Raw genomic sequence first — 18,897 nt, 5'->3', positions numbered from 1 at the left:
TCCTTTCTTTAGGACAACGGACCTATCGGCTCCGGTCGCCGCCATGCGCCACGGGCGCCCGTGGCGCCGCCCTCCGTTCCCCCGGCCTCCACCCGTTTTGCCCGAGAACCGCCTCCATCTCGCGCTCCCGCGCGCCGATTCGGCGATCGATCGCCGCCAGCTCCTCCTCCGCCCGGGCCCGCTCCTGCGGGAGCGCGAGCAAAGCCGCGGCCTTGCCGGCCGCTTCGCGAAGGGCGGCACCCCGAACCACCTCCGGATATTCCCCGCTCCGGCTGTCCAGGAAGTCTTTCACCGACCAGAACACGATGGCGAAGGCCCGCGCATAGGGATCGGTGACGTTCTTGCTGTTGACCATATGGAAGAAGTGGGAAGCGGTGTTCTCGAGCCCGGCCCGAAGCTCCCCGGCCGCGATGTCCAAAAAGTGGAAGCGCTCGGCGAACCGGTCGGCCTGCTCCCGGCCGCTCCCGCAGGCGAGGGCGGCCGCCCGGGCCGCCTTGCGGGCCCAGCGGGTCGGAGAGGCCGGATTCACGTACTCGAAGAAGATCCGTCCCTGGGCATCGGCGAGCACCCGATCGCGTCCGTCCCGCATCGGCCGATAGTAGCCCTTGGCCGACCAGGGGCAGGACCGTTGCCGGGCGTTTTCTGCGCCGGCGAGAACCCAATGGTATCGCAAAAGGGCCTCGTAGCGGCTCCGGTAAGCGGCGGCAAGCTCCTCGTAGAGGTTGGCCAACCGGCGTCTCTGCTCCGCCGGCAGGCTCCGATGGACGCTGGAGACAAACTCTTCGAAGGAGGGAATCCGGTCGCCCTCGACGGCCGTTTCCGTCCCGCCCTCGGCCTCCGATGCGACGGCGCAAGGCCGTCCCATCCGATCCGTGACGCGCGCCAGATCCGCGAGGACGGCCGGATTGGTGCGCCATTGCGGATCGCGCAGGGCCATCGCGGTCGCCGAGCAAGCGGCGCTGTCGCTCCGGGCCTCTTGCGCGGCCGCCATCCGCTCCAATCGCTCCGCAAGGAGGGAACCCGGATCGGAAGTGCGCGCCAGCCGAGGCCATTGTCCGGAAAGAGATTCGGCTTCTCGGCGGAGGGCCTCCATCCCGGCGCGGCTCAGCGAAGGCGCGCCGATCCGGACGATCGGTCCGCTCCCCTGCCCAGAGGGGCCGAGCACCAAGGCGACCTCGGCCTCGTTGAGCAGAGCAAACCCGTTGACCTCGTGCATCGTCCGGCTCCGGAGGCGATCCGGCGATTAGCGGCCATTTCTCACAAGCTTTCTCCTACGGCTTGCAAAACGGGCTCGTCTGCTTCGCTCCCGCTTGGTTTTCCATCCTCGCAGTATGTCTTCATACAGCTCCGGTGGAAAACCTGCTCCCGCCTCGCACCCAAGCCCATTTGCGGCGCCTCGGCTACGAAATTTGTGAGAAATGGCCGTTAGAGGAGGAAAGGCGCTCAGTCGCGCCGATCGCGCCAACGGATGCTCTTCCGCTCGGGTTCGGGACGGGTCGGCATCCGCTCTTCTCCGCCGGCGGTCAAGGGGCCGAAGGCGGAAGGGTTCGCCTTGTCGAGCCACGGCCCGAGCTCTCGCCCATTCCGGGCTTGGCATACGCGGCACTCGTCGGGAAACGGGATGACGGAAAAACGAATTGGTTCCATAACCTATGGAGTAGGACGATGGAGAGTCCGCCGGCAACCGGATCCCCGGGGTCCGATGGGAGAAGCCTCGAACCCGCTCCCCGGCTCGTCTTCCCTCCGGACTACATTTTGACGGATCCGGCGGCGGTGCTGGCGGTGGAATGCGCCGTCCACTCGATGGGAACGGACGAGTCGCTGGCAGCCGTTCTTCTCGACGGACCGCCGGGTTGCGGCAAGACTTTTCTGGGGAAGGCGATCGCCCGGATCTTGGGAGCCAAGCGCTATCTCTTCCAGTTTTTCCCGGGCTGCGGAAAGGAGGAACTCCTTCGGGATCGCTCCTTGGACGGGCAGGGATTCGTCGAAGGCCTTCTCCCCCAGGCGATTGCGGCTTCCAGGGGGCAGAAGACGGTCCTGATTCTCAACGAGCTCGACAAGGCCGACGTGTCTGTCGACAGCTTTCTGCTCGATTTTCTCAACGAAGGCGCGATCACGGTTCCTCAGCTCGGAGGCGAGCTGCGCGCCGATCCCGGAAATCTTTTTGTGGCGATCACCAAGAACGATCTCCGGGATGCGACCGAGGCGCTGATCCGCCGTTGCCGCACCGTCTACATGGGATGGCCCGCGCCGGAAACCGAAATCCGGCTGATCCAGCGTACCTGGCCCTGGGCTACCAGAGAGCTCTGCGAGCCGCTGGTGGCCGCCGCCAACCAGCTCCGCCAGCACCCGGGGGTAAGGAAGAAACCATCCCCGCCGGAAATCGTCCGGCTGCTCGGCGACTGCTGGCGCATCCGCCGCCGCCATCTCACCCTCTTGGAGTGGAGCCGGTTTCTGGTGGCCGGCCTCATTCCCCTGCCGCAGGACCGGAAGTACTTGGAGGAAAACCCGATGGCCTTGGCCGCGCGGCTGCGCTCCCTCATCCTTGCCGCCGACCGGCCGGGGGAGGAGCCGGCCGCCGATGCGGCGCCGGCAACCGTCGGCGGGCACCAAAACGGGCATGCCGGTCCGCCGGGTCCTTCGCGGGTGCTCTCCCGCCCCTGACAAGAAGTTTGTCCACGGGTGCGCCGCAGCCGCAGCCCGGTTTCGCCCTACCGGGAAGATCCCGGCCGCGATGCGACCGACTGAACCCAGCTGGAGACGCGGCCGATCGCGTCTTGCCCGGTGCTCCGCAGCCCTTCGCTGACCGCCCCATGAATGCGGCTGAAGCTCTGGCTGAACCCTTCGAGCATGGCGCCGGCCATATCGGCGAACGCGGAGGACCAGCCGAAGGCGATGCGCGCGGCCACAAAGGGAAACATCGAGCCGGCGTGGATGAAGGCGGCCACGACGTTCACGCCCAGGCTGTAGAACGCCCACGCGCCCGCCACCTCCAGCAGGCCCCATAAGGCGGTCGCCAGATTTTGCGCCATGCTGCCGCCGGATGCCAAAATTTTTTGGATGACGGCCACCACCGAACCCGCAACGCTATTGCCCGCGTCGCTGGCCGGAGAGGGGCTGACGGGGTTCAGCGTCGGCCAGCCTACCATCGCCTGCAGGATCGTCGGGATCGCCGATCCGAGCACCGTTTGGGTCTGCCCTTGGCCGAACATGAAGTGGAAGATCGTCACGGAGAGGGCGTAGCCGACGCCCGCGAAGACGAAGTAGAGGGTCGGTACCAGGGCGGTGGCGACCAGCGCTTGCAGCATCGGCCGCCAGATCCCCCGGAAGCTTGTAAAGAAGATGAAGGGCAACATCACAAGCCCGAAGGCGAGCAGGGCTTGATAGGCGAGCTCGCTCCCCGCGACGATCAGGAGCTGGGTGAAGATCAGGCTGAAGACCGCGGTAATCGCCAGGATCGCGGCCGTTACGATCAACCCGATCACCATTCCGAGCGAGGTGATCAAAGGAATCCCCACAAAGAGGATTTCATTCCAATTGGTGTTTTCGCCCCCCTTCGGGTTGCCGCCGCCAATATTCAAGCTATTCGTCAAGGTCTGCAAAATCTGTTGGAGCTGCTGGTAGAGCTGTACGTTTTCGAAGGGATTCGGGCCCATTCCCGGGAAGACGGTTTTGAACATCACCGATCCGATATAGGTGGGACCGAATTTGAAGGTCTGCGGCGAAGGAGAGGAAGCGGGGGTCGCGGACTCCCCTCCTGTGCCCGGAGGAAGTCCCATCCAGGCAAACCACCACTGGGCCGGATCGGGTCCGCTCGGGGGCGGGTCGTCCGACGTTCCCATCTGGGCGATCTGGATGCCGATCTGCTGGCCGCCGGCGATCATCGCCTGGCGATAGCGGTCGATCAGGAGCTGGGGCGCCTGCGCATATACCAGAAGCCAGACCAGAAACGCAAGCAGGGTGTAATCGAGGAGCTCATCGAGAATCGGCCGGCCGAAGACGATCCGCCATCCGGCAAAGGTGGCGGCCGAGAAGAGGACATAGGGCATCACCCCCTGGGCGATCGCCAGCCCGTTTTGGCGCAGAAGGTTGCCCATCCGGAAGGCGAACTGCATGATCGCTTCCAGGAGGGGCGAGACGTTGAACGCCTGATTGACCTGATACCCGCTCTGCGCCCAGAGGCTCTCCGGCAGGAGGCAAACGAGAAGCAGCAGAAGCCATAATGGGATCCGGAGGACTCGCCGACAGCGGCCGTGGCGCATGCGCATTTTTTTTGGCAGGGTGGATGGTTGCCGCTCTTTTCCGCTCGTCCCCGAGCCCGCTCGGCCGGCCGCGAACCCTCCTTTAGGCTCCGTTGCTCCCGGCGTTGACCCGTGCGTTGATCTGGTTCAAGAGCGCGTTGGCGGTCCCGCCGCCATCGAGGATCGTCCTCTGGCGCATCGCCTGGCGGAGATGCTCATGCTCTTGGAGAAGCCCGTAACGGGTCTGCCGGTGGTGCTCGATCTGCTGCTGGAGAGCGTTCAGATGCTGATGCCTGGCGTTGATCTCGCTGTTCACCAGCATTCGGAACTGCGCCACCTGGGCGATCGGAAGATTCGGGTTGTCCGTAAAGGTCGCCGCCAATCCTTGCGCCGCCTTTTGGAGGTCTTGCAAAGCGGCGATCGTCGCCTGCGTATGCTGGTAGAGCTGCCGGTTGATCTGCTCGCTCGCATAATTCTGCTGGATGCGCTGGAGGTTCGCAGCCATCTGGCCCAAAAAGGTCTGCATGACGGCGGCTCCCATTCCGGTGACGAGCGTGCCCACGGCGCCCGCCAGCCCGCCGGCTCCGAGCTGCACGGGCACGATCGGGAGCCTCTCCTCCGGCAAGGGGTGGAAGGTGCTGGCGGGGCGGGGCACGATCGGCTCTCCGGGTGGGGTCGTGAGCAGAGCCGTCTGGATCGCAGGGAGGTTTTGCTGGGCATAGGTATCCAACGGATTCGCGAGGCCGGTGCCGCCCGCGCCGGCTCTTTGGGCTTGGTCGATCTGATACCGCTGCACGGCCCCCCAGGCTCCGCTGGTGAAGATGTCGGATGCGACCGGGCTCAATCCGTAGGCGGCGTTCGCGTTGGGGCCGGTGATCGGATGGTAGAGCCCGCCCGCCGTGGCGGAAGCATTCGGAAGTCCCGCTTGGCTCGTCCAGAATGCCGCCTGCTGGGGGCCCGTGCCCTCCCAGGTGACCGCCTGGTAAGCGGCATCGGTCGGCTGCGCCGCCGGACGGACGTACGCCCCGTTTCCAATCATCGTCGCGCCGTTAAGCACAGAGGGAAGAATCGCGGAGAGGGCTGCAGGGAGAGCGGCCCCGCTCAACCCGCCGGAAGCGCCTACCGCGGCGAGCGATGCCAGGTTGCCGAGCGCTCCTGCGCCCATCGTCGAGAGCGGGTTGGATGCCCCCAGGAACAGCGGCGCGAAGCTGGTCGCCATCGTCCCGAGATTTCCGAGCATCCCGCCCAGAACAGGGCTGCCGCTTCCCAGGAACTGGTTGCCGAGAGCCTGCGCGGCCGCCATTTGGGCCGCATTGAGGCCGGTGAGCAGAAAGGGAGGCATCCAGGACATGCCGAGCGGCAGGCCGGAGAGACCCATCAGGTTGCCGATAAAGCCGAGTCCGGCACCGACCAAGCCGCTGCCGTTGAATAGCATCCCCAGTGGACCGCCGGGCCCGAGCAGGTTCTGCGCCGCCAAGGGGCTCTGATTGAGCTGGCTCTCGTAGGCGGACAACTGGCTGAGGCCGGCGAGTTGGGAGGCGCTCTTCTTTGTCCCCTGCTCCATCTGCTGGAGAAGCAAGGTCTGCTGCTGGACCTGCTGGGTTTTGGTCTGGATGCAGGCCAGCTGCTGCTGGATCTGCTGCATGAGCATTCCCGCTTGGCCCGTGAAGTCGGTCACGTTGACCGAGTATTGGGCGTCGGCGCGGGAGAGCGGCCAGAGAGGCAAGCCCAAGGCGGCAAGCAGAAGCACGACCGCGGCGCCATTGGAGAGAATTCGGTTCATGCTCCCGGTAATAGGATATTTACGGCCGTCTCCTCCCTATCGCCCCGCCAACGCCTGAAGCTGGAGGAGGCGTGTGCGCCGGTTGACGAACCCGGCGGGCAGCCGGTCGAAGCGGACGAAGGGGACGGGACGGCCTTTCCAGCGCCGGTGGAGCGCTTGGCAGGCGGAGGCCAGCTCGCGGCACACGGGGATCAGCAGCCGGCCTTGCGGATGGTCCGAAGAGCGGGAGAGGAAGCAAAGCGAGTGCTCTCCGACCGAAGGATCCTCGATCGGCATCGAGAGGAGCACCGATCCGGGATCCCGCGCCGAATCGACCACGAACCACTCCGCCCACGCATCGGGTGACTCGTCGAGCATTCGCGCCCAGATCGGGTACTCCCCCTCAAGCAGTTCCCGAAAGAAGGTCCGGTCGACGACGATCGCCGGAAAGGCCGGCTCGGATCTGCTCGTGCGGGGCAGATCCCCGCCCAGGCGCTGCGCGAAGTAGGCCTCGAAGAGAAGCGCGCGCTGCTGCAGAGAGACGGACGGGGTTCCGCCGCCTAAAAGATCGAGTGCGAGATCCTCCGGGTAGACCACCCGCTCCGGCCGCTCCGCCGTCTCGCCCTCGGCTCCCTCGTTTGGATTGCGCGCCACGGTCGCCTTCCGAATTTAGCGGAGGCGGGAAGAGGGATCGTGCCGCCGGTGTCCTCCGATCTCCTGAAATCCCCCTTCCAGCATCGCTCCCAGCTCCAGCAGCCAATGTTCCAGGCTCTGACCCGTCTTTCCCCATCCGGCGGCGGCGGCCAGGGCGATTCCTTGCCAAAGAAAGCGGCTGGCATCGTGCCGGGAACGGGAAAGAAGTGCCGCCGCGTCCCGGACCGCCGAAAAGGCCACGAAGGCCAAGCAGAGATGTGAACGGCCATTTCTCACAAGCTTTCTCCTACGGCTTGCAAAACGGGCTCGTCTGCTTCGCTCCCGCTTGGTTTTCCATCCTCGGAGTATGTCTTCATACAGCTCCGGTAGAAAACCTGCGCCCGCCTCGCACCCAAGCCCATTTGCGGCGCCTCGGCTACGAAATTTGTGAGAAATGGCCGTGAAAGCCGTTGAGCTAAGGGAGATCGGGGGGAGAGCGTATTGGACATGACTCCTCGTGGGGCGATCGGGGATCTCGCCGCTACTGCCCCTTTCTGGCCCGGATCGCGTCGGTGTAGCGTTGCTTGAGCTCCGCTTGATATTCCCCCTCTTCTACCATCATGCGGATCCTCCGCGGGGTGCCGATGTAGCGGGCGTAGAGGTGGGTGGCGCCGAGGAGCGTGACCGAAAGAACCACCGTGTAGAAGGAGAAGACCGCGAGGTCGGCCGCCGAGCGAGAACCGGCCGCGAGATAGGCCACGGCAACAGGAAAGATGAGCCAGAGTTCCGGGCCCGACGAAACGGTGCTGGAAAAAAAGAGGCGGTCCCCGTTCACGGTCAGCACCCCGGAGATCAGCGCCAGGAAAATGAGGCCGACGATCTGGAGGTTCTGCTGGTGGACTCCGGCATTCGGATTGTGAATCTGCTCGAACATCGCTGTCTTCCTTTCTTTGTTTCCAGTGGTTCGGGCGCGCCGTTTCCCCCTCTATCGCGGAACCAGATGCAGAAGAAATTGCACCCGCTTGAAGCTCCGGCGCCCGAAGCGGGGATGGAGCTTCACGATCGCTTCTCCGTCCTTGAGCTTCGGAAAAACATAGGGCGAGTAGAGCAGGTCCTTCCGGAAGTTGATCTGGAAATCCTGGGCCGCGATCGGCTTGTTCAGATCGAAGAGAAGCTCTTGCGTTCCGCGGGAGAGAAATCCATCGCTGCGATCGACCTCGCCGAAGAGGCGGGAGGCAAACTCGTTGGTTGCCGTGTGCGGATTCCGGAGAAAGATCATGGTCGCTGTGTTGGTGAGGATGGCCTCGATTTCGGGCTTCGGCAGGCGGCCTTCCAAGACCGCCAGCGACTGGAAGGCGATGATGCAGGCGCAGCGGTATTCCCGCGCCTTGTCGAAGAAGCCGCGCTCTCCCGTCCAGTCGCCGGTGGTGGCCACCGTGGCGAACTCGTCGCAGAGGTAGATCACGGGGCGCTCCTGGTTGATCGGGGTCTTGTCTTCCTTCATCAAGGTCTTCCGGGCCAACACCGCCCGAAAGAAGTCGAGCTTGAGCAGGAGGCTGGCCACCTTCGCCGCGTTGCGCCAGCGGGCGAAGTTCATGTCGAGGACCACGATTTTCCCCTGGTCGATGACGTCGCGGAAGGTGAGACGGCCACCGGGTCGGACCATCGAGCTGAAGGGGGGCTGCGTCATCAGCGAGGTGAGGGTGGAGACGGTCATGCCGATCGATCCGGAGGTGCGTTCGTTGGCGATGTTGAGGTATTCACCTCGGAAGTATAGGTAGATCTCGTCGGAATTGGGCTCCACGCCCCGCCTCCGCAGGACCCGCTCGTACTGCTCGAGCCATTGCTGGAGCGGCCCATGCTCCGGCGCCGGCACCGGCGTGCGGCTCAGCTCCGAGAGGAGGGCGACGGCCTGGTCGGCTTCGCTCAGAAAATCAAGGAAGAGATCGCGCAGCTCCCCGCCCCGCTCCGGCAGCAGCTCGCAGTGGGGCATGAGGCCGCGGAAACGGTGGGCGACCTCTTCGAGGATGCCGGCCGCCCTTTCATAGAGCTCCTCGTCGACCCGGTGGGTGTAAAGGATCGTCCGCAACGTGCGGACCTGCGGGAGATAGGCGAGGAGCGGACAGGCCGCGGGCGACCCCCGGAGCTTCGGCTGCGGATCCCCTTCGAGGAGCCTTACCGCCGTCTCGAAGGAGCTACGCCGGAGGAGCCAGGCCTCCCGCGCGTCGTCTTCGGTTGGACGGTCTTCCTCCAGGACGGAACGAAGGCTCTTCTTGATCCGGGCTAGGAGCATGGGGATCTCGGGCTCGACCCGGTTCGTGATCCGCGAGAGCTTTTCGAAGCAGGCAAAGGCCTTCTCGCGAAGCTCCTTGATGAGCGCCTCCGCCTGGGTGATCTGTGCTTGATTGGAGGGAAGCCCGCGATCCATGACCAGCAGGTTCAAGAGGGAAAAGGAGATCGGCGGAGGCGGGGTTTCGATCAACCCCTCCTGCGCCGCCGCGACAAGAGCCCGGTGGAGCTGGAAGAGGGAGGTGAACAGCTTCCGGCCCGCCGCATCCCAAAACGGATCCTGGGCGGTCTTTCCGTCGTCCACCGCTTGCTTGAGCGTGATCATCAGATCCCCCAGCTCCGAGGGCAGCGCGTCCGGATCGTTGAACGGATCGATGGCCAGATCGTGGTCCGGCCCGAAAAGGAGGAGATCCTCGGTTCGATCGTACCTCTGGGCAAGCCACCGGAGAATTCCGGTGAGCTCGCACTTTCCGTCCAGGAAAAGGCCGCCGAATTTACGGGCCCGGCGCGCTTCCGGGTTGCGCAGGTCGGTCGCCCGGAAGAGGCTCTCGAGAATCTGGGTCAGCACATAGCGCGTCTTTCCCGCTCCGGACCCGCCGATGATGCTGGCGTGCGAGTAAAGATCCCCGATCGTGAGCGGCCGCCCCCGCTCGTCAACCAGCTCTTGAGGTTCGGTGGCCACGCGGAAGCGGAGGGCTCCGTATTCCCCTTCGCCGATCGGCGCCCGTTTCCAGTAGTCGGTTCCGGTGGAGCGGGCGGCGAGCGTCGCCTTGGGCGCCTTCGGATCGGCGGAGAGCGGAGCCAAAATCCGCTTGCCGAAGGCTCGGCCCAGCGTCTGCAACTTTTCGAGCATGGCAAAACGGAGAATAGGCCGCCGGAATCGGTGCGCCACATGGCGCATCGGTTCCTGCGTTCTATTTTTTACCCGGAATGCACGAGCAGGAGACCGGATGGCCGGCCCATTGGCGCAGTTGGGTGCGCGGAGTCGCCGAAGGCAGGATCGACGGCTTCGTCCTTCGCTCCGAGCCGGCGGATTGGCCGGAGAAGTGGCCGGACGGATCGGCGGTAGCCTCCTTTTCGGCGGGGGGCGGCCGAAGCCTGCTCGTCCGGGAAGGAGCCTGGCGGGCTTACGGCTTTGCCACCCCGGACGAGTTCCGGGAACAGTGCCGGCGGCGCTCCGTCGCAGCCCAAACGGCCGCCGGCATCCTCTCGCTCGGCATCTGCCGCAAGACTAGCCCGCGTTCCTATTCCGGTTATCTCTACCTTCCCGGCTGCCCGGAACCGCTGGTCGTCCGGCTGGAAAACCAGCGGGAGCTCGCCGAGGTCGAGGCGCTGGCCAAAGAGATCGAGCCGCGGGCGGTTCTCCAAAAAGGCATCCAGTTCGTCGACATCTTCCGGGATCTGCCCGGTCTCTGGCGGGCGGTTCCCGCTTCCCGCCAAGGTCCGGCGCGCCTGGGGGCGGCATTGGCCATGGCCGCTTTTCTTTGCGCCACGCTCGGCTTCTTCTGGAGTCGCGCTATCCTTCTGGCGCTCGCCGCCGAAACGCTCGCCCTCTTAGTCTTCTGGCGCATCCACCGCCGCAGCGGCAGTTGAGGGCGAAGGCGACCGTCGCGCCGGCGGCGCGCGGGGTCCGTCAGCCGCCCGGCCGGGAAGCGCTCGCGCCTCGCGCGCCGGGAGGGCAGAGCTCACGAAAGCCCCGCTTGCTCCGCACTCCCCTCTCGACGTAGGCCCGGGCTCGACTGGAGAGCAGCGATGCCCGCTGCCGGGAGATCCCCAGGTAATAGCTCAGCGCGCTCGGGCTTAGGGATGGATCCGGCGCATCCGCGCGCCGCTGGAGCGTCGCCAGGGCGCAGATGCCTTGGCAGTAGAAAAGGCAGCTTCGTTCTTCGAGCCGGAATCCCTTCCGCGGGCACCGGAAGACCCCCGAGCAGAGAGCGACCTCCTCGATCCCGGCCGGCTCGGGCTTGCGTTGTGACGGAAAAACGGCCAACAGATCCTGGCGATAGATGGCTCGCCAGGGATCGGGCCACTGCCCGATCGGCGTCCAAAGGTGGAGCCATCCGGAATCGACGCGGCCGGCATCGATCGCCCCCGTTTTCGGTTCCGGATCGAGCGAGAGCAGGGATGGGGGGATCGGAGGGAGCGAGGAAAGCTCCCGCAGGCTCCGCCGGAACCGGAGCCGCCGGTTGAGCTCCTCGGAAGTTTTTGCCGATCGGCTCTCCGGCGAACCATCGGATGTGCTCATCGGGAGAAGACTCTGCTGCCCTATTGGATAGGACATGAATGCAAACGGTGGTGGCGGCGGACCCGTCGAATATCGTCCGCTTTTTCCCATTCCCAACGAAATGGGCAATCTGGCCTTTTTCGCTCTCCTGGACGACGCGGATCTGCGCACGCCGATCGACTTGGCGTTTCCGGCGACAAAGGCCCACCGCCTTGCGCTCTGGTTGACCACCTATCCGCCGGTCGTCGCCTACTTCGGGCAGTCGCCGATCGTCGAGCGTCTCTGCGAGGAGCACATCGGCTTCTTCGGGAATTTGGCCACAAGCTGGAAAGAATCCCTCAAAGCGAGCGCGTTGATCCATCAAGCGATTGCGATGATGGCGAGCGACTACCTCTGGCGCTATCTCGCATGGTGTTCTCAGGGCTGCGCAGGAGAGTTTTCGCTCCCGGTCTCCGCGATGATGGGCTGGATTCTGCACGAGGGAGCGAGCTTTTTCCTGAAGGATTATCTCCCGCTGCTCGGCAAGGGGAGCAATGCGCTCATGGAGGATGTAGCGGCCGTGGCGCAGGCGGCCCAAGAAGTCCAAGAAACCTTTTCGCCTCTGGCGGATGGGTTTTCCGAGAAAGAGAACCCCTACCGGCTCATCGCAGACGTGCGCGGTATCATCCAGATCAAGGAAGAAGCCGAGGAACTCGTCGGCCGCAGCCAGATCCGATAGCGGATCGGGCTCACAAAGTTCGGCCTCCCCGCTCCATCTGCCGTTTCTGCTCGTCCTGCCGGTCGCGCCCGGGATGGAGGTAAGGCTGAAGGGGAAAATCTTTGGAATCCAGCGGCGGAGGAGCGTTTTCGGCTTCCTTTCGCCGCGGGAGCGCCATTGGCGACGCCCGATCCAAACGCTCCCGGCTCCGAGCGTAAGCGGCCTGCTGCTCTTCGGCTTCGGGTCCGCTCGGCCGATAGCGGGTGGAAAAGATTTCGACCACCCGCTGCTTGATCTCGGAAAGACCGTGCTCCGTGGCCCGATCCAGATCTTGCTCCATCTCGTGCACCGTCTCGCCGGCCGAGCGTGCGGTCTCTACGGCCTTCGCCGTCAGCTGCTGCGCCGCGTGGCGCAGCGGGCCGATCGGCCCCGGCCGGCGCGCCTCTTCCGGCGGCTCCGCTCGGCCCATGGCTTGCCCGAGCGCGCCACCCAGCGACTGCCCGGCGTAGTCCGGGCCGCCGACCGGAGCCGAGAGCGAAGCGATCTCCGGAGCCCGGACCGCTCCCTCGCCTCCTGTGTGGCTGCGCACTTCTACCGGACGAACATGCTCTCCCATATCCCCTCCTATTCCGATTCGGATTCCGTGCTTTCCCTTCGCGTGCTCGGGCACGCTTTTGTAGCAAGCCTTGCCCTCCCCTTAGCGCCCGATGCCGCGGTCCATGGTCCGGGTCACGAAGTCCGGCCTCGGACCTGCCGCAGCCCGCTTTTCTTCCGGTCGAATCTCCGGCGACGCCGCCGCCTTGCGCCGGGCCCCGACGGAGGTCTTCGTCGGAAGCTCCTCGGGCAAAGATGGGGACGCGGAGGGCTCCTGTTTTAGCGAGGCCGCGATCTTTTGCAGCCCGGCCAGAGCGGCGGTGCCGAGCCGCTCGCCGAACGCCGATCCCAAGACCCACCCCAGCCAGCGGCCGACGGGCCTTCCGGCGGGAAGCCACCCGAGGGCCCATTCGCCCGCGGTCTCCCCGCCCTCCCTGCCGCCATCGTCATCGCCGTCTTGACGAACGCGCGCGCGAAGGCCCCGCCGGCATGAACAGCGTCCCCGCGCGAGAGAAGCCGGGTTCCGCAGATCACATCGGGGGCCGCTTCCTCCAACGCAAGGCCGGTATTCGCACCGGGGCCGGCGAAGCGGGTGACCGTTCGGAGCAGTCGCAGGGCGAAGGGATCGGAGGGCTTCCGCTTTTCCGGATCTTCGATGGCGGCAACCGCCGCTCCCACGACCCCAAGGGCGGCGGCGCGCAATCCGGCAATCGGTCCGGATATAGCGGGGGAAGGGGAGGGCGGCCGTCGCGCCGGCCGGCCTCCCGCCGGCACAACAGCGGCCTCCTCCGGGCTCTTCGCGGGCGCGTGGTCTGCGCGGTCTTCGAACAACCGCCAGATTTGGTAGACGCCGAAGGCGCCCATGAGCCACGGCAGGGATCTTTTGCAGAGGCTCCAGAGGTTGCGCGCCGCCCGGGCGAGGTCTCCTACGCCCAGGCCGCTCTCGTTCGCCAGATCGACATTTTGCCCGTGCAAGGGATGGAGCATCGGCCGGTGCGGCTCGGCGGCGTTCGTCCCCTGAGGATTGATTTGAACCGGTTGCATGGATTGTGGATTCTCCTCCTCCTTGTTAGGCGATCGCCCTTGCGGGCGCATCCGCGGCGGCGCGGTCCGGTTCGCGTTACTTAGAAAGCGTCCGGGAGGAGAGGAGAAGCATCGCCTCCTCCCTGGTGATTGTCCCCGTCATGAAGAGCTCGGCAGCCTGGCGGGAAAGCGGCTTGAAGCCGCGCCCCTCGTTGTGGCGGCGGATCTCGTTGGGGGTGGCTCCCGCCTCGAACATCGCCAAGATCTCCCCGTCCACGGGCAAAAGCTCCATCACCGGCATTCGTCCTGCGGTTCCGGTCCCTCGACAGACCGGGCAGCCCGGGGCCTCGGCCACAACCGGCTCGGGAATCGCCACCTCGGGGAAAGGCGCGATCTCCTCCGGCTCTGCGGGGCGTGTCTGCCGGCAAAACGGGCAGAGCTTGCTGACGAGCCGTTGGGCGACGGCAAGCCGGAGCGCGTACGCGATCGCCAGCCGATCGATGCCGAAGCTCTGCACCATCCGCTCGACCACACCGACCGCGTCGTTCGCGTGAATCGAAGTAAAGACCTGGTGGCCGGTGAGAGCGGCGTCGATGGCGATTTGCGCGCTCTCTCGGTCGCGGATTTCTCCGACCATGAGGACGTCGGGGTCCTGCCGGACGATCCCGCGGAGAGCGGAGGCGAAGGTGATCCCCGCCTCTTCCCGCACTTCGATCTGCACGGCATCGGGAAAATGCTTCTCGACCGGATCTTCGACGGTCATCAGCTTTCGCCTGGGCGTGCTGATCGCCCGCAGCATCGCATACAGGGTCGTGGTCTTTCCGCTCCCGGTAGGGCCCGTGGAAATGAACATGCCCTCTCCTTGCTTGAGGAACCAGAGGAGCGTCTGATGCTCCAAGGGAGGGAGCCGCAGATCGGCGAGGCTCGGCACGCGGGAGGAAAGAAGGCGGACGGCCGTCACCTCCTCCATTCCCTTGGCGATGACGATGCTGTACCGCTGGTCGTAGCGGATCCCACGATGGAGATGGGTCCCGCTGCCGTCCTGGAAGATGCCCTTGGCATCGGCGGCCATGTTGCCGTAGAGCTTCACCCGGTCCAGCAGCGCGGCGTACTGGGAGCGCGTCAGCGGCGCCTGTTCGTAGTAGTCCCCATCGACCCGGAACCGCACCCTAACCTGTTTCTCTTTGGGTTCCAAAGAGATATCGCTAGCCCCCATATCCAGGGCGGAGCTCACGATCGCATCGAAAAGGACGATGCCGGAGCGGTTGAGGTTGAGCAGCTCTGTCGGCGGCCAGCTCCGAACGTGCAGCGGATCGGCGGAAAGGAGGCCCGGAGGCTCTTTCGGCCTTTCGATTGGGGATCGGAGCCGGGCGAAGTGCTTCGGACCGCAGGCGACCGGATGGATCTTGGCCCGCAGGGTTTCGATCAGGCTGTCGATCAAGGAGGGGCAAAAGGCGTCGGGAGTCAGCACCCAGGCGTGAGTTTGCGATCGGCGCCACAGGAGCGCCTTTTCGCACCCGGGAATCGGCCCGGCCTGGGCGACGGCTCCCAGAGGGATGACCGGGTGCGGATCCCTTCCGAAGAGAATTTCTCCCACGAGCGCGGAGACCGAGGGATAGAGGGCGGGATCCAGCCCGAGTCGGGACGCCCACTCTTCGCGGTCCTCTTCTTCCCAGTCGGGGAATCCCGCCGCGTCCTGCTCGATGCGGAGCGCGAGCGTGCCGTAATCGCCGGGCGCTAGCAAAAAGAAGCAGCGCGGCTTGTCGGCCAGATGGCCGGCGACAAAGGATTCGACCTCTTCGAGCCGGAACGGATTGAGAATTCCTATGCACCAAGCCGGCTCTTGGGAGAGCAGGATCCCGTGGCTCTCGCGCCGCAACCGCCGGCCTGTCTCGGAGAAGGCGGCCTCCGGCAGCGGGTGCCCCGCATCCGCCGGGTAGAGCGGCGGCCATCCGGGTTGTCCGGCGCATGCCTCCGCCCACCGCTCCCACGGAAGCGAGCGACTGTGGCGCACCAGTGCTTCTTCCAGGTCGAAATCCGTCGCTTCGGCATGCCACGCTTTGAGGGTATCGACCAGCACAAGGCGGCTTCGGATCAGGAAGGACTCCAGGCGCTGGACGGCCGGATGCGGATTCCGCGAAAGGCGGAACGGCGACGGGCAAGGGGGGGGACCGGTCAACGGCGTTCTCCTTCTCCCGATTGGAGTAGGGCGGCGGGCGGCGGCGCCGCGGGAAACCAGCCGCGCGCCTCGGCCGGCCCGCACGGAAAAAAGAGCAGGCGCCACCGGCGGCCGCGCTTGTCCCGAAGGAACCGCCGAATTTCCGCTGTCCTATTGCGCAGGTAGCGGGTGGTGGCATGCGCTGGAAGCCCACGAGTGCGCACGAGGTTCGGCCGCCGGAGCACCGGCACGACGACCGGTATCCGGCCAAACGGCTGACGCTCCCCTCGTTTCTCCGACCGGTCTGGGAGTGGAAGGAGGATCTGGCGATCGTCAACACTTGGCTGGTGATCCTCGGCAGCCTGGAAGGAGTAGCCCTGATCTTTCTGGGATTGGCGCTCTGGGCCAAGGTGCACGAGCCCACGCGGGTGATCGTCGATCTGCCCGGATACGTGATCTGGCCGAAGGTGGAGGTGCTCCAGCTGCGCGAGGAACTGCTCCGCACCTTTCTCAACCAGGTAGGCAAAGTGATCTACGAGGTCAGCCCCGGCTCCTACGAGATTCAGCAGGTGGTCGACAAGATTTCCCCCGGAATCGCGCAGGTTTTCCGGGAGTACTACGGCCCGATCGCCACGGGCCGAAACGCGGAGCGGATCGTCTGGACCCTGCGGGAGATCCGCCGCTACGAGGATCCGAAGCATCCCGGCTATCTCACCATTGCGGGGAAGTGCGACCGCGCCCGGTACCGGATCGAGAACGGCGTCCACGACATCGTCAGCGAACAGATCGTGATCGTCTTCTACCTGAGCCAGACCCGCAACACGCCTACGAACCCCCTCGGGCTCCGGCTGGAAGGGGTCGAAGAGTTCAAGGGGGCGGAAGCCGACAAGGTTTGGGCGATGACCGCTCCCATCGTCGATCCGAGCCTAATCCATAAAGAGCCGCTGCCCGCGGGCATAGAAAAGAAACCATGAAAGCCGACGCTCCGGTCCTCTGCCTGAGCTTTCTTTCCCTTTCGCTGGTTTTCGGGGGATCGCTATCCGCCGATCCGCTGCCGGGAGCCCTCCCGCCGGGCACGATCCCGCAGCCGAACCTGCCGCCGGGCGTCAACGAAGCGCTGGCGAACCCGGGAGGGGCGAACAAGCAGGTCGTCGAGGAAGAAGCCCCCCCGGTGGTCATCAACGGGCGCCGGGCGGACGAGCTGACCGACGACGAGATGCTCGGCTTCCTGCAGAGCAAGGTGCGGATGATCCACCAAGGGGACGGGCAGGTGGAGGTGCTGCGGCTCGCGCCGGGATATCCGCTTGTTCTCGAATTCGCCGATCCGATTTCCGGCTGGGAAGTCGGGGACGGCAAGCTGCTCTCCGTCAAACGGTCCTATCAATCGCTCATCCTCCGAGCGACCGAACGCGGGGGAGATACGTCGCTCATCGTCTTCTTCGGCGGCGGAAAAGCCCGGCCGTATCATGTGTTCATCGAGGAATCGTTCGCCAAGACGCAGACCCTGATCCGGGTCGCTCCCTTCCGCCGACAGGAGGGCTTGGTCCAGAAGGTTTCCTGGGGGGGAGGAGCGCAGCCGGGGCAGTACGCGGATGTCGCCGAGGTCGCCCGCGTCATCGAAAATTACGATCTTCTCGCACGTGAGGGTTCGATCAGCCCGCGCGACATCCAGCGGCTGCCGCTCTTCCGCCATTCCCAGCTGACCGGGTTCGACTACTACTATCTCTACCGGTTCGCGTCGGGTCCGCTGGCGATCACCTTTTGCTGGCGCAATCCCTTTCCCTATCCGGTCCGCTTGGACGAATCAACACTGCGCGTAGCGATCGGACAGAGCCGGTTCATCCCCGACTTCGTGTCGATGAACAAGGAGCTGCTGCCCCCACGGGCCGCCACCTCCGGATTCCTCATCCTCTTTGATCCGCCGTTCGCGCTCGATCAGCCCTTCACCTTGGTCTGGAAATCGAAATGAAGGGAAAAGCCGCTCTGTGACTCTCCTGTCGCCATGAATCCGATCCAACGCTTTCTGAACCGGGCGCGGGAATGGATCCGCCGCCACCGGGACTTGGCCATCTTCAGCGCGGTCGGGCTCCTGGTCCTGCTGCTGCTGGCCGGCGCCGATTACGGGGTCAACGCCTTGGCACGCCGGCTCGTGGAACATGCGAGAGCCATCTATCGGGAGCGGCAGGCGCCTGCGCGTCTGACGGCGCTTCCGCAGAAGCGGGCGCTTCCTCCCCGGGAGCAGGCCCTTGTCGTGGAAAAACGATCCGGCGGTCCCGCTCCGTCCGCCGTGCCTCTGGATGTGGCCAAGGCCCATGAAAGGCCTCCGGAGGCGCCAAGCCCCCCGATTCAAATCAGCCGGCCGCGGACGGAGAAAGAGAAGAACACCCTGGGGCCGCTCGATGCCGCTCCCCCCAATCGGCAAGCGCCCGTCCCGACCGGGTTGGTCAACCAGCATGCCCTGGTCGATAGTTTCGGAGAAAGCAGTCCCGTCGTCACTCGGATCGCCAAGAAGCGCTATCTCTTCCGCAATTTGTCGGACTCGGCCGTGGAGACGAGCGCCGGGGGAAAGGAGGAAGGGGACGAGCGTTCCAAGATCAACCTCGATACCTTCGCGCCTCGGGGAGAGATCATCGAAGCGGCGGCGACGATGTCCGCCTTCAGCTCGAACACCGATATCGATGTCGTGGGCGCGGTCTGGCTGCCCTTTTACTTCCAAGGGAACCTGCTCTTGGAGCCGGGCGATCGGCTGTTGGGCACGGCCAAGGGGAACTCGGCCTTTCGGGATCGGATGCCGGTCAAGTTCGACCGGATCGTCCTCAAGGATGGACGGACGTTGCCGATCGACGGCGTGGCGCTCCATACCGACGGCACCGAGGGAATCAAGGGCTACCGGGTCAGCGAGCTGGGGAAGCAGATGGTCGGCCCGCTGCTGGGCGCCCTGACCCAGGGGGCCCTCTACTCCCTCATGATGCAGGCATCGCTCTTCACGATGAACCCCTACATGGGCATGGGCTATTCGCCCTACGGGATGTTCGGAGCCTATCCGTACGGCGGCATGATGCCGAACACGGGAATCAACGGAAGCCAGATGATGCAGCAGGGATTGATGATGGGCGGAATGATGGGCGGGTCCCAAGCCGTCAACCAGCTGATGCAGATCCTCAGCCAGGATGTTGGCCAGTACAAGCCGTACACCTTCGTTCCGGCGGGGACGCGCTTCCGCGTCTACCTCAAGAACTATCTCGACGTTTCGCAAGCCGACTATGGGAAATGATC

The 18,897-nt window shown here is 65.2% G+C and carries 18 protein-coding genes; 6 read left to right on the top strand and 12 right to left on the bottom strand.

What is annotated here, in order from left to right; all coding sequences use genetic code 11:
* Positions 1-22 precede the first annotated feature (22 nt).
* Positions 23-1,216, bottom strand: coding sequence for a hypothetical protein (locus MTHMO_RS05580; protein WP_202213904.1), 1,194 nt, complete (start codon positions 1,214-1,216; stop codon positions 23-25).
* A gap of 227 nt (positions 1,217-1,443) precedes the next feature.
* On the bottom strand, positions 1,444-1,647 hold the full coding sequence (locus MTHMO_RS05575) for a hypothetical protein (protein ID WP_202213903.1): 204 nt from the start codon (positions 1,645-1,647) through the stop codon (positions 1,444-1,446).
* Between the two features lie 18 nt (positions 1,648-1,665).
* Between MTHMO_RS05575 and MTHMO_RS05570 the strand changes: the two genes are divergently transcribed.
* Positions 1,666-2,664 (top strand): MoxR family ATPase, encoded by a 999-nt coding sequence (locus tag MTHMO_RS05570; RefSeq protein ID WP_202213902.1) that lies wholly within the window; start codon positions 1,666-1,668, stop codon positions 2,662-2,664.
* Between the two features lie 47 nt (positions 2,665-2,711).
* Here MTHMO_RS05570 and MTHMO_RS10900 read toward each other — a convergent pair whose 3' ends face one another.
* From MTHMO_RS10900 to MTHMO_RS05540, 6 genes are all read right to left on the bottom strand, one after another.
* Positions 2,712-4,262, bottom strand: a complete 1,551-nt coding sequence (locus MTHMO_RS10900; protein ID WP_237394790.1) for a hypothetical protein — start codon at positions 4,260-4,262, stop codon at positions 2,712-2,714.
* An 82-nt stretch (positions 4,263-4,344) separates the two neighbouring features.
* Positions 4,345-6,024, bottom strand: coding sequence for a hypothetical protein (locus MTHMO_RS05560; protein ID WP_202213901.1), 1,680 nt, complete (start codon positions 6,022-6,024; stop codon positions 4,345-4,347).
* A gap of 36 nt (positions 6,025-6,060) precedes the next feature.
* Complete coding sequence (locus tag MTHMO_RS05555; RefSeq protein ID WP_202213900.1) at positions 6,061-6,657, bottom strand: hypothetical protein; 597 nt, start codon at positions 6,655-6,657, stop codon at positions 6,061-6,063.
* 15 nt (positions 6,658-6,672) lie between these two features.
* A complete protein-coding gene (locus MTHMO_RS05550) occupies positions 6,673-6,933 on the bottom strand; it encodes a hypothetical protein (RefSeq protein WP_202213899.1) in 261 nt (86 codons plus the stop codon).
* A 244-nt stretch (positions 6,934-7,177) separates the two neighbouring features.
* The gene (locus MTHMO_RS05545) at positions 7,178-7,570 is read right to left on the bottom strand and encodes a hypothetical protein (RefSeq protein ID WP_202213898.1); all 393 of its coding nucleotides are present in this window, start codon (positions 7,568-7,570) and stop codon (positions 7,178-7,180) included.
* A 51-nt stretch (positions 7,571-7,621) separates the two neighbouring features.
* Positions 7,622-9,778, bottom strand: a complete 2,157-nt coding sequence (locus MTHMO_RS05540) for a TraM recognition domain-containing protein (protein ID WP_202213897.1) — start codon at positions 9,776-9,778, stop codon at positions 7,622-7,624.
* Between the two features lie 77 nt (positions 9,779-9,855).
* Here MTHMO_RS05540 and MTHMO_RS05535 point away from each other — a divergent pair, with 77 nt between their 5' ends.
* A complete protein-coding gene (locus tag MTHMO_RS05535; RefSeq protein WP_202213896.1) occupies positions 9,856-10,518 on the top strand; it encodes a hypothetical protein in 663 nt (220 codons plus the stop codon).
* Positions 10,519-10,558: 40 nt separating this feature from the next.
* On the opposite strand, the gene MTHMO_RS05530 is transcribed toward MTHMO_RS05535, so the two are convergent.
* A complete protein-coding gene (locus MTHMO_RS05530) occupies positions 10,559-11,170 on the bottom strand; it encodes a hypothetical protein (protein WP_202213895.1) in 612 nt (203 codons plus the stop codon).
* Positions 11,171-11,204: 34 nt separating this feature from the next.
* On the opposite strand from MTHMO_RS05530, the gene MTHMO_RS05525 reads away from it, so the two are divergent.
* On the top strand, positions 11,205-11,867 hold the full coding sequence (locus MTHMO_RS05525) for a hypothetical protein (RefSeq protein WP_202213894.1): 663 nt from the start codon (positions 11,205-11,207) through the stop codon (positions 11,865-11,867).
* 10 nt (positions 11,868-11,877) lie between these two features.
* Here the strand turns inward: MTHMO_RS05525 and MTHMO_RS05520 are convergent, their stop codons facing one another.
* From MTHMO_RS05520 to MTHMO_RS05510, 3 genes are all read right to left on the bottom strand, one after another.
* Positions 11,878-12,462, bottom strand: coding sequence for a hypothetical protein (locus MTHMO_RS05520; protein WP_202213893.1), 585 nt, complete (start codon positions 12,460-12,462; stop codon positions 11,878-11,880).
* Positions 12,463-12,719: 257 nt separating this feature from the next.
* Positions 12,720-13,484, bottom strand: coding sequence for a hypothetical protein (locus MTHMO_RS05515; protein ID WP_202213892.1), 765 nt, complete (start codon positions 13,482-13,484; stop codon positions 12,720-12,722).
* A 76-nt stretch (positions 13,485-13,560) separates the two neighbouring features.
* Positions 13,561-15,642, bottom strand: coding sequence for a GspE/PulE family protein (locus tag MTHMO_RS05510; RefSeq protein WP_237394789.1), 2,082 nt, complete (start codon positions 15,640-15,642; stop codon positions 13,561-13,563).
* A gap of 176 nt (positions 15,643-15,818) precedes the next feature.
* Here MTHMO_RS05510 and MTHMO_RS05505 point away from each other — a divergent pair, with 176 nt between their 5' ends.
* Genes MTHMO_RS05505 through MTHMO_RS05495 form a run of 3 tightly spaced genes read left to right on the top strand, consistent with a single transcriptional unit; the run spans position 15,819 to position 18,895 of the window.
* Complete coding sequence (locus tag MTHMO_RS05505; RefSeq protein WP_202213890.1) at positions 15,819-16,595, top strand: hypothetical protein; 777 nt, start codon at positions 15,819-15,821, stop codon at positions 16,593-16,595.
* On the top strand, positions 16,592-17,590 hold the full coding sequence (locus MTHMO_RS05500) for a hypothetical protein (RefSeq protein WP_202213889.1): 999 nt from the start codon (positions 16,592-16,594) through the stop codon (positions 17,588-17,590). Before MTHMO_RS05505 ends, MTHMO_RS05500 begins: the two co-directional genes overlap by 4 nt.
* Positions 17,591-17,623: 33 nt before the next feature.
* The gene (locus MTHMO_RS05495) at positions 17,624-18,895 is read left to right on the top strand and encodes a TrbI/VirB10 family protein (RefSeq protein WP_202213888.1); all 1,272 of its coding nucleotides are present in this window, start codon (positions 17,624-17,626) and stop codon (positions 18,893-18,895) included.
* Positions 18,896-18,897: the final 2 nt, after the last annotated feature.

This window comes from Methylacidimicrobium sp. AP8 (assembly GCF_903064525.1).
Taxonomy (GTDB): Bacteria; Verrucomicrobiota; Verrucomicrobiia; order Methylacidiphilales; family Methylacidiphilaceae; genus Methylacidimicrobium.
This window is presented reverse-complemented; position numbering and strand designations above follow the sequence as displayed.

Excerpts from the sequence above, each read along its gene's own strand:
- MTHMO_RS05545 (WP_202213898.1), bottom strand. The coding sequence starts at position 7,570 with ATGTTCGAGCAGATTCACAATCCGAATGCCGGAGTCCACCAGCAGAAC.
- MTHMO_RS05570 (WP_202213902.1), top strand. The coding sequence starts at position 1,666 with ATGGAGAGTCCGCCGGCAACCGGATCCCCGGGGTCCGATGGGAGAAGC.
- MTHMO_RS05495 (WP_202213888.1), top strand. The coding sequence starts at position 17,624 with ATGAATCCGATCCAACGCTTTCTGAACCGGGCGCGGGAATGGATCCGC.
- MTHMO_RS05530 (WP_202213895.1), bottom strand. The coding sequence starts at position 11,170 with ATGAGCACATCCGATGGTTCGCCGGAGAGCCGATCGGCAAAAACTTCC.
- MTHMO_RS05540 (WP_202213897.1), bottom strand. The coding sequence starts at position 9,778 with ATGCTCGAAAAGTTGCAGACGCTGGGCCGAGCCTTCGGCAAGCGGATT.
- MTHMO_RS05560 (WP_202213901.1), bottom strand. The coding sequence starts at position 6,024 with ATGAACCGAATTCTCTCCAATGGCGCCGCGGTCGTGCTTCTGCTTGCC.
- MTHMO_RS05505 (WP_202213890.1), top strand. The coding sequence starts at position 15,819 with ATGCGCTGGAAGCCCACGAGTGCGCACGAGGTTCGGCCGCCGGAGCAC.
- MTHMO_RS05500 (WP_202213889.1), top strand. The coding sequence starts at position 16,592 with ATGAAAGCCGACGCTCCGGTCCTCTGCCTGAGCTTTCTTTCCCTTTCG.
- MTHMO_RS05575 (WP_202213903.1), bottom strand. The coding sequence starts at position 1,647 with ATGGAACCAATTCGTTTTTCCGTCATCCCGTTTCCCGACGAGTGCCGC.
- MTHMO_RS05580 (WP_202213904.1), bottom strand. The coding sequence starts at position 1,216 with ATGCACGAGGTCAACGGGTTTGCTCTGCTCAACGAGGCCGAGGTCGCC.
- MTHMO_RS10900 (WP_237394790.1), bottom strand. The coding sequence starts at position 4,262 with ATGCGCCACGGCCGCTGTCGGCGAGTCCTCCGGATCCCATTATGGCTT.
- MTHMO_RS05525 (WP_202213894.1), top strand. The coding sequence starts at position 11,205 with ATGAATGCAAACGGTGGTGGCGGCGGACCCGTCGAATATCGTCCGCTT.
- MTHMO_RS05520 (WP_202213893.1), bottom strand. The coding sequence starts at position 12,462 with ATGGGAGAGCATGTTCGTCCGGTAGAAGTGCGCAGCCACACAGGAGGC.
- MTHMO_RS05515 (WP_202213892.1), bottom strand. The coding sequence starts at position 13,484 with ATGCAACCGGTTCAAATCAATCCTCAGGGGACGAACGCCGCCGAGCCG.
- MTHMO_RS05535 (WP_202213896.1), top strand. The coding sequence starts at position 9,856 with ATGCACGAGCAGGAGACCGGATGGCCGGCCCATTGGCGCAGTTGGGTG.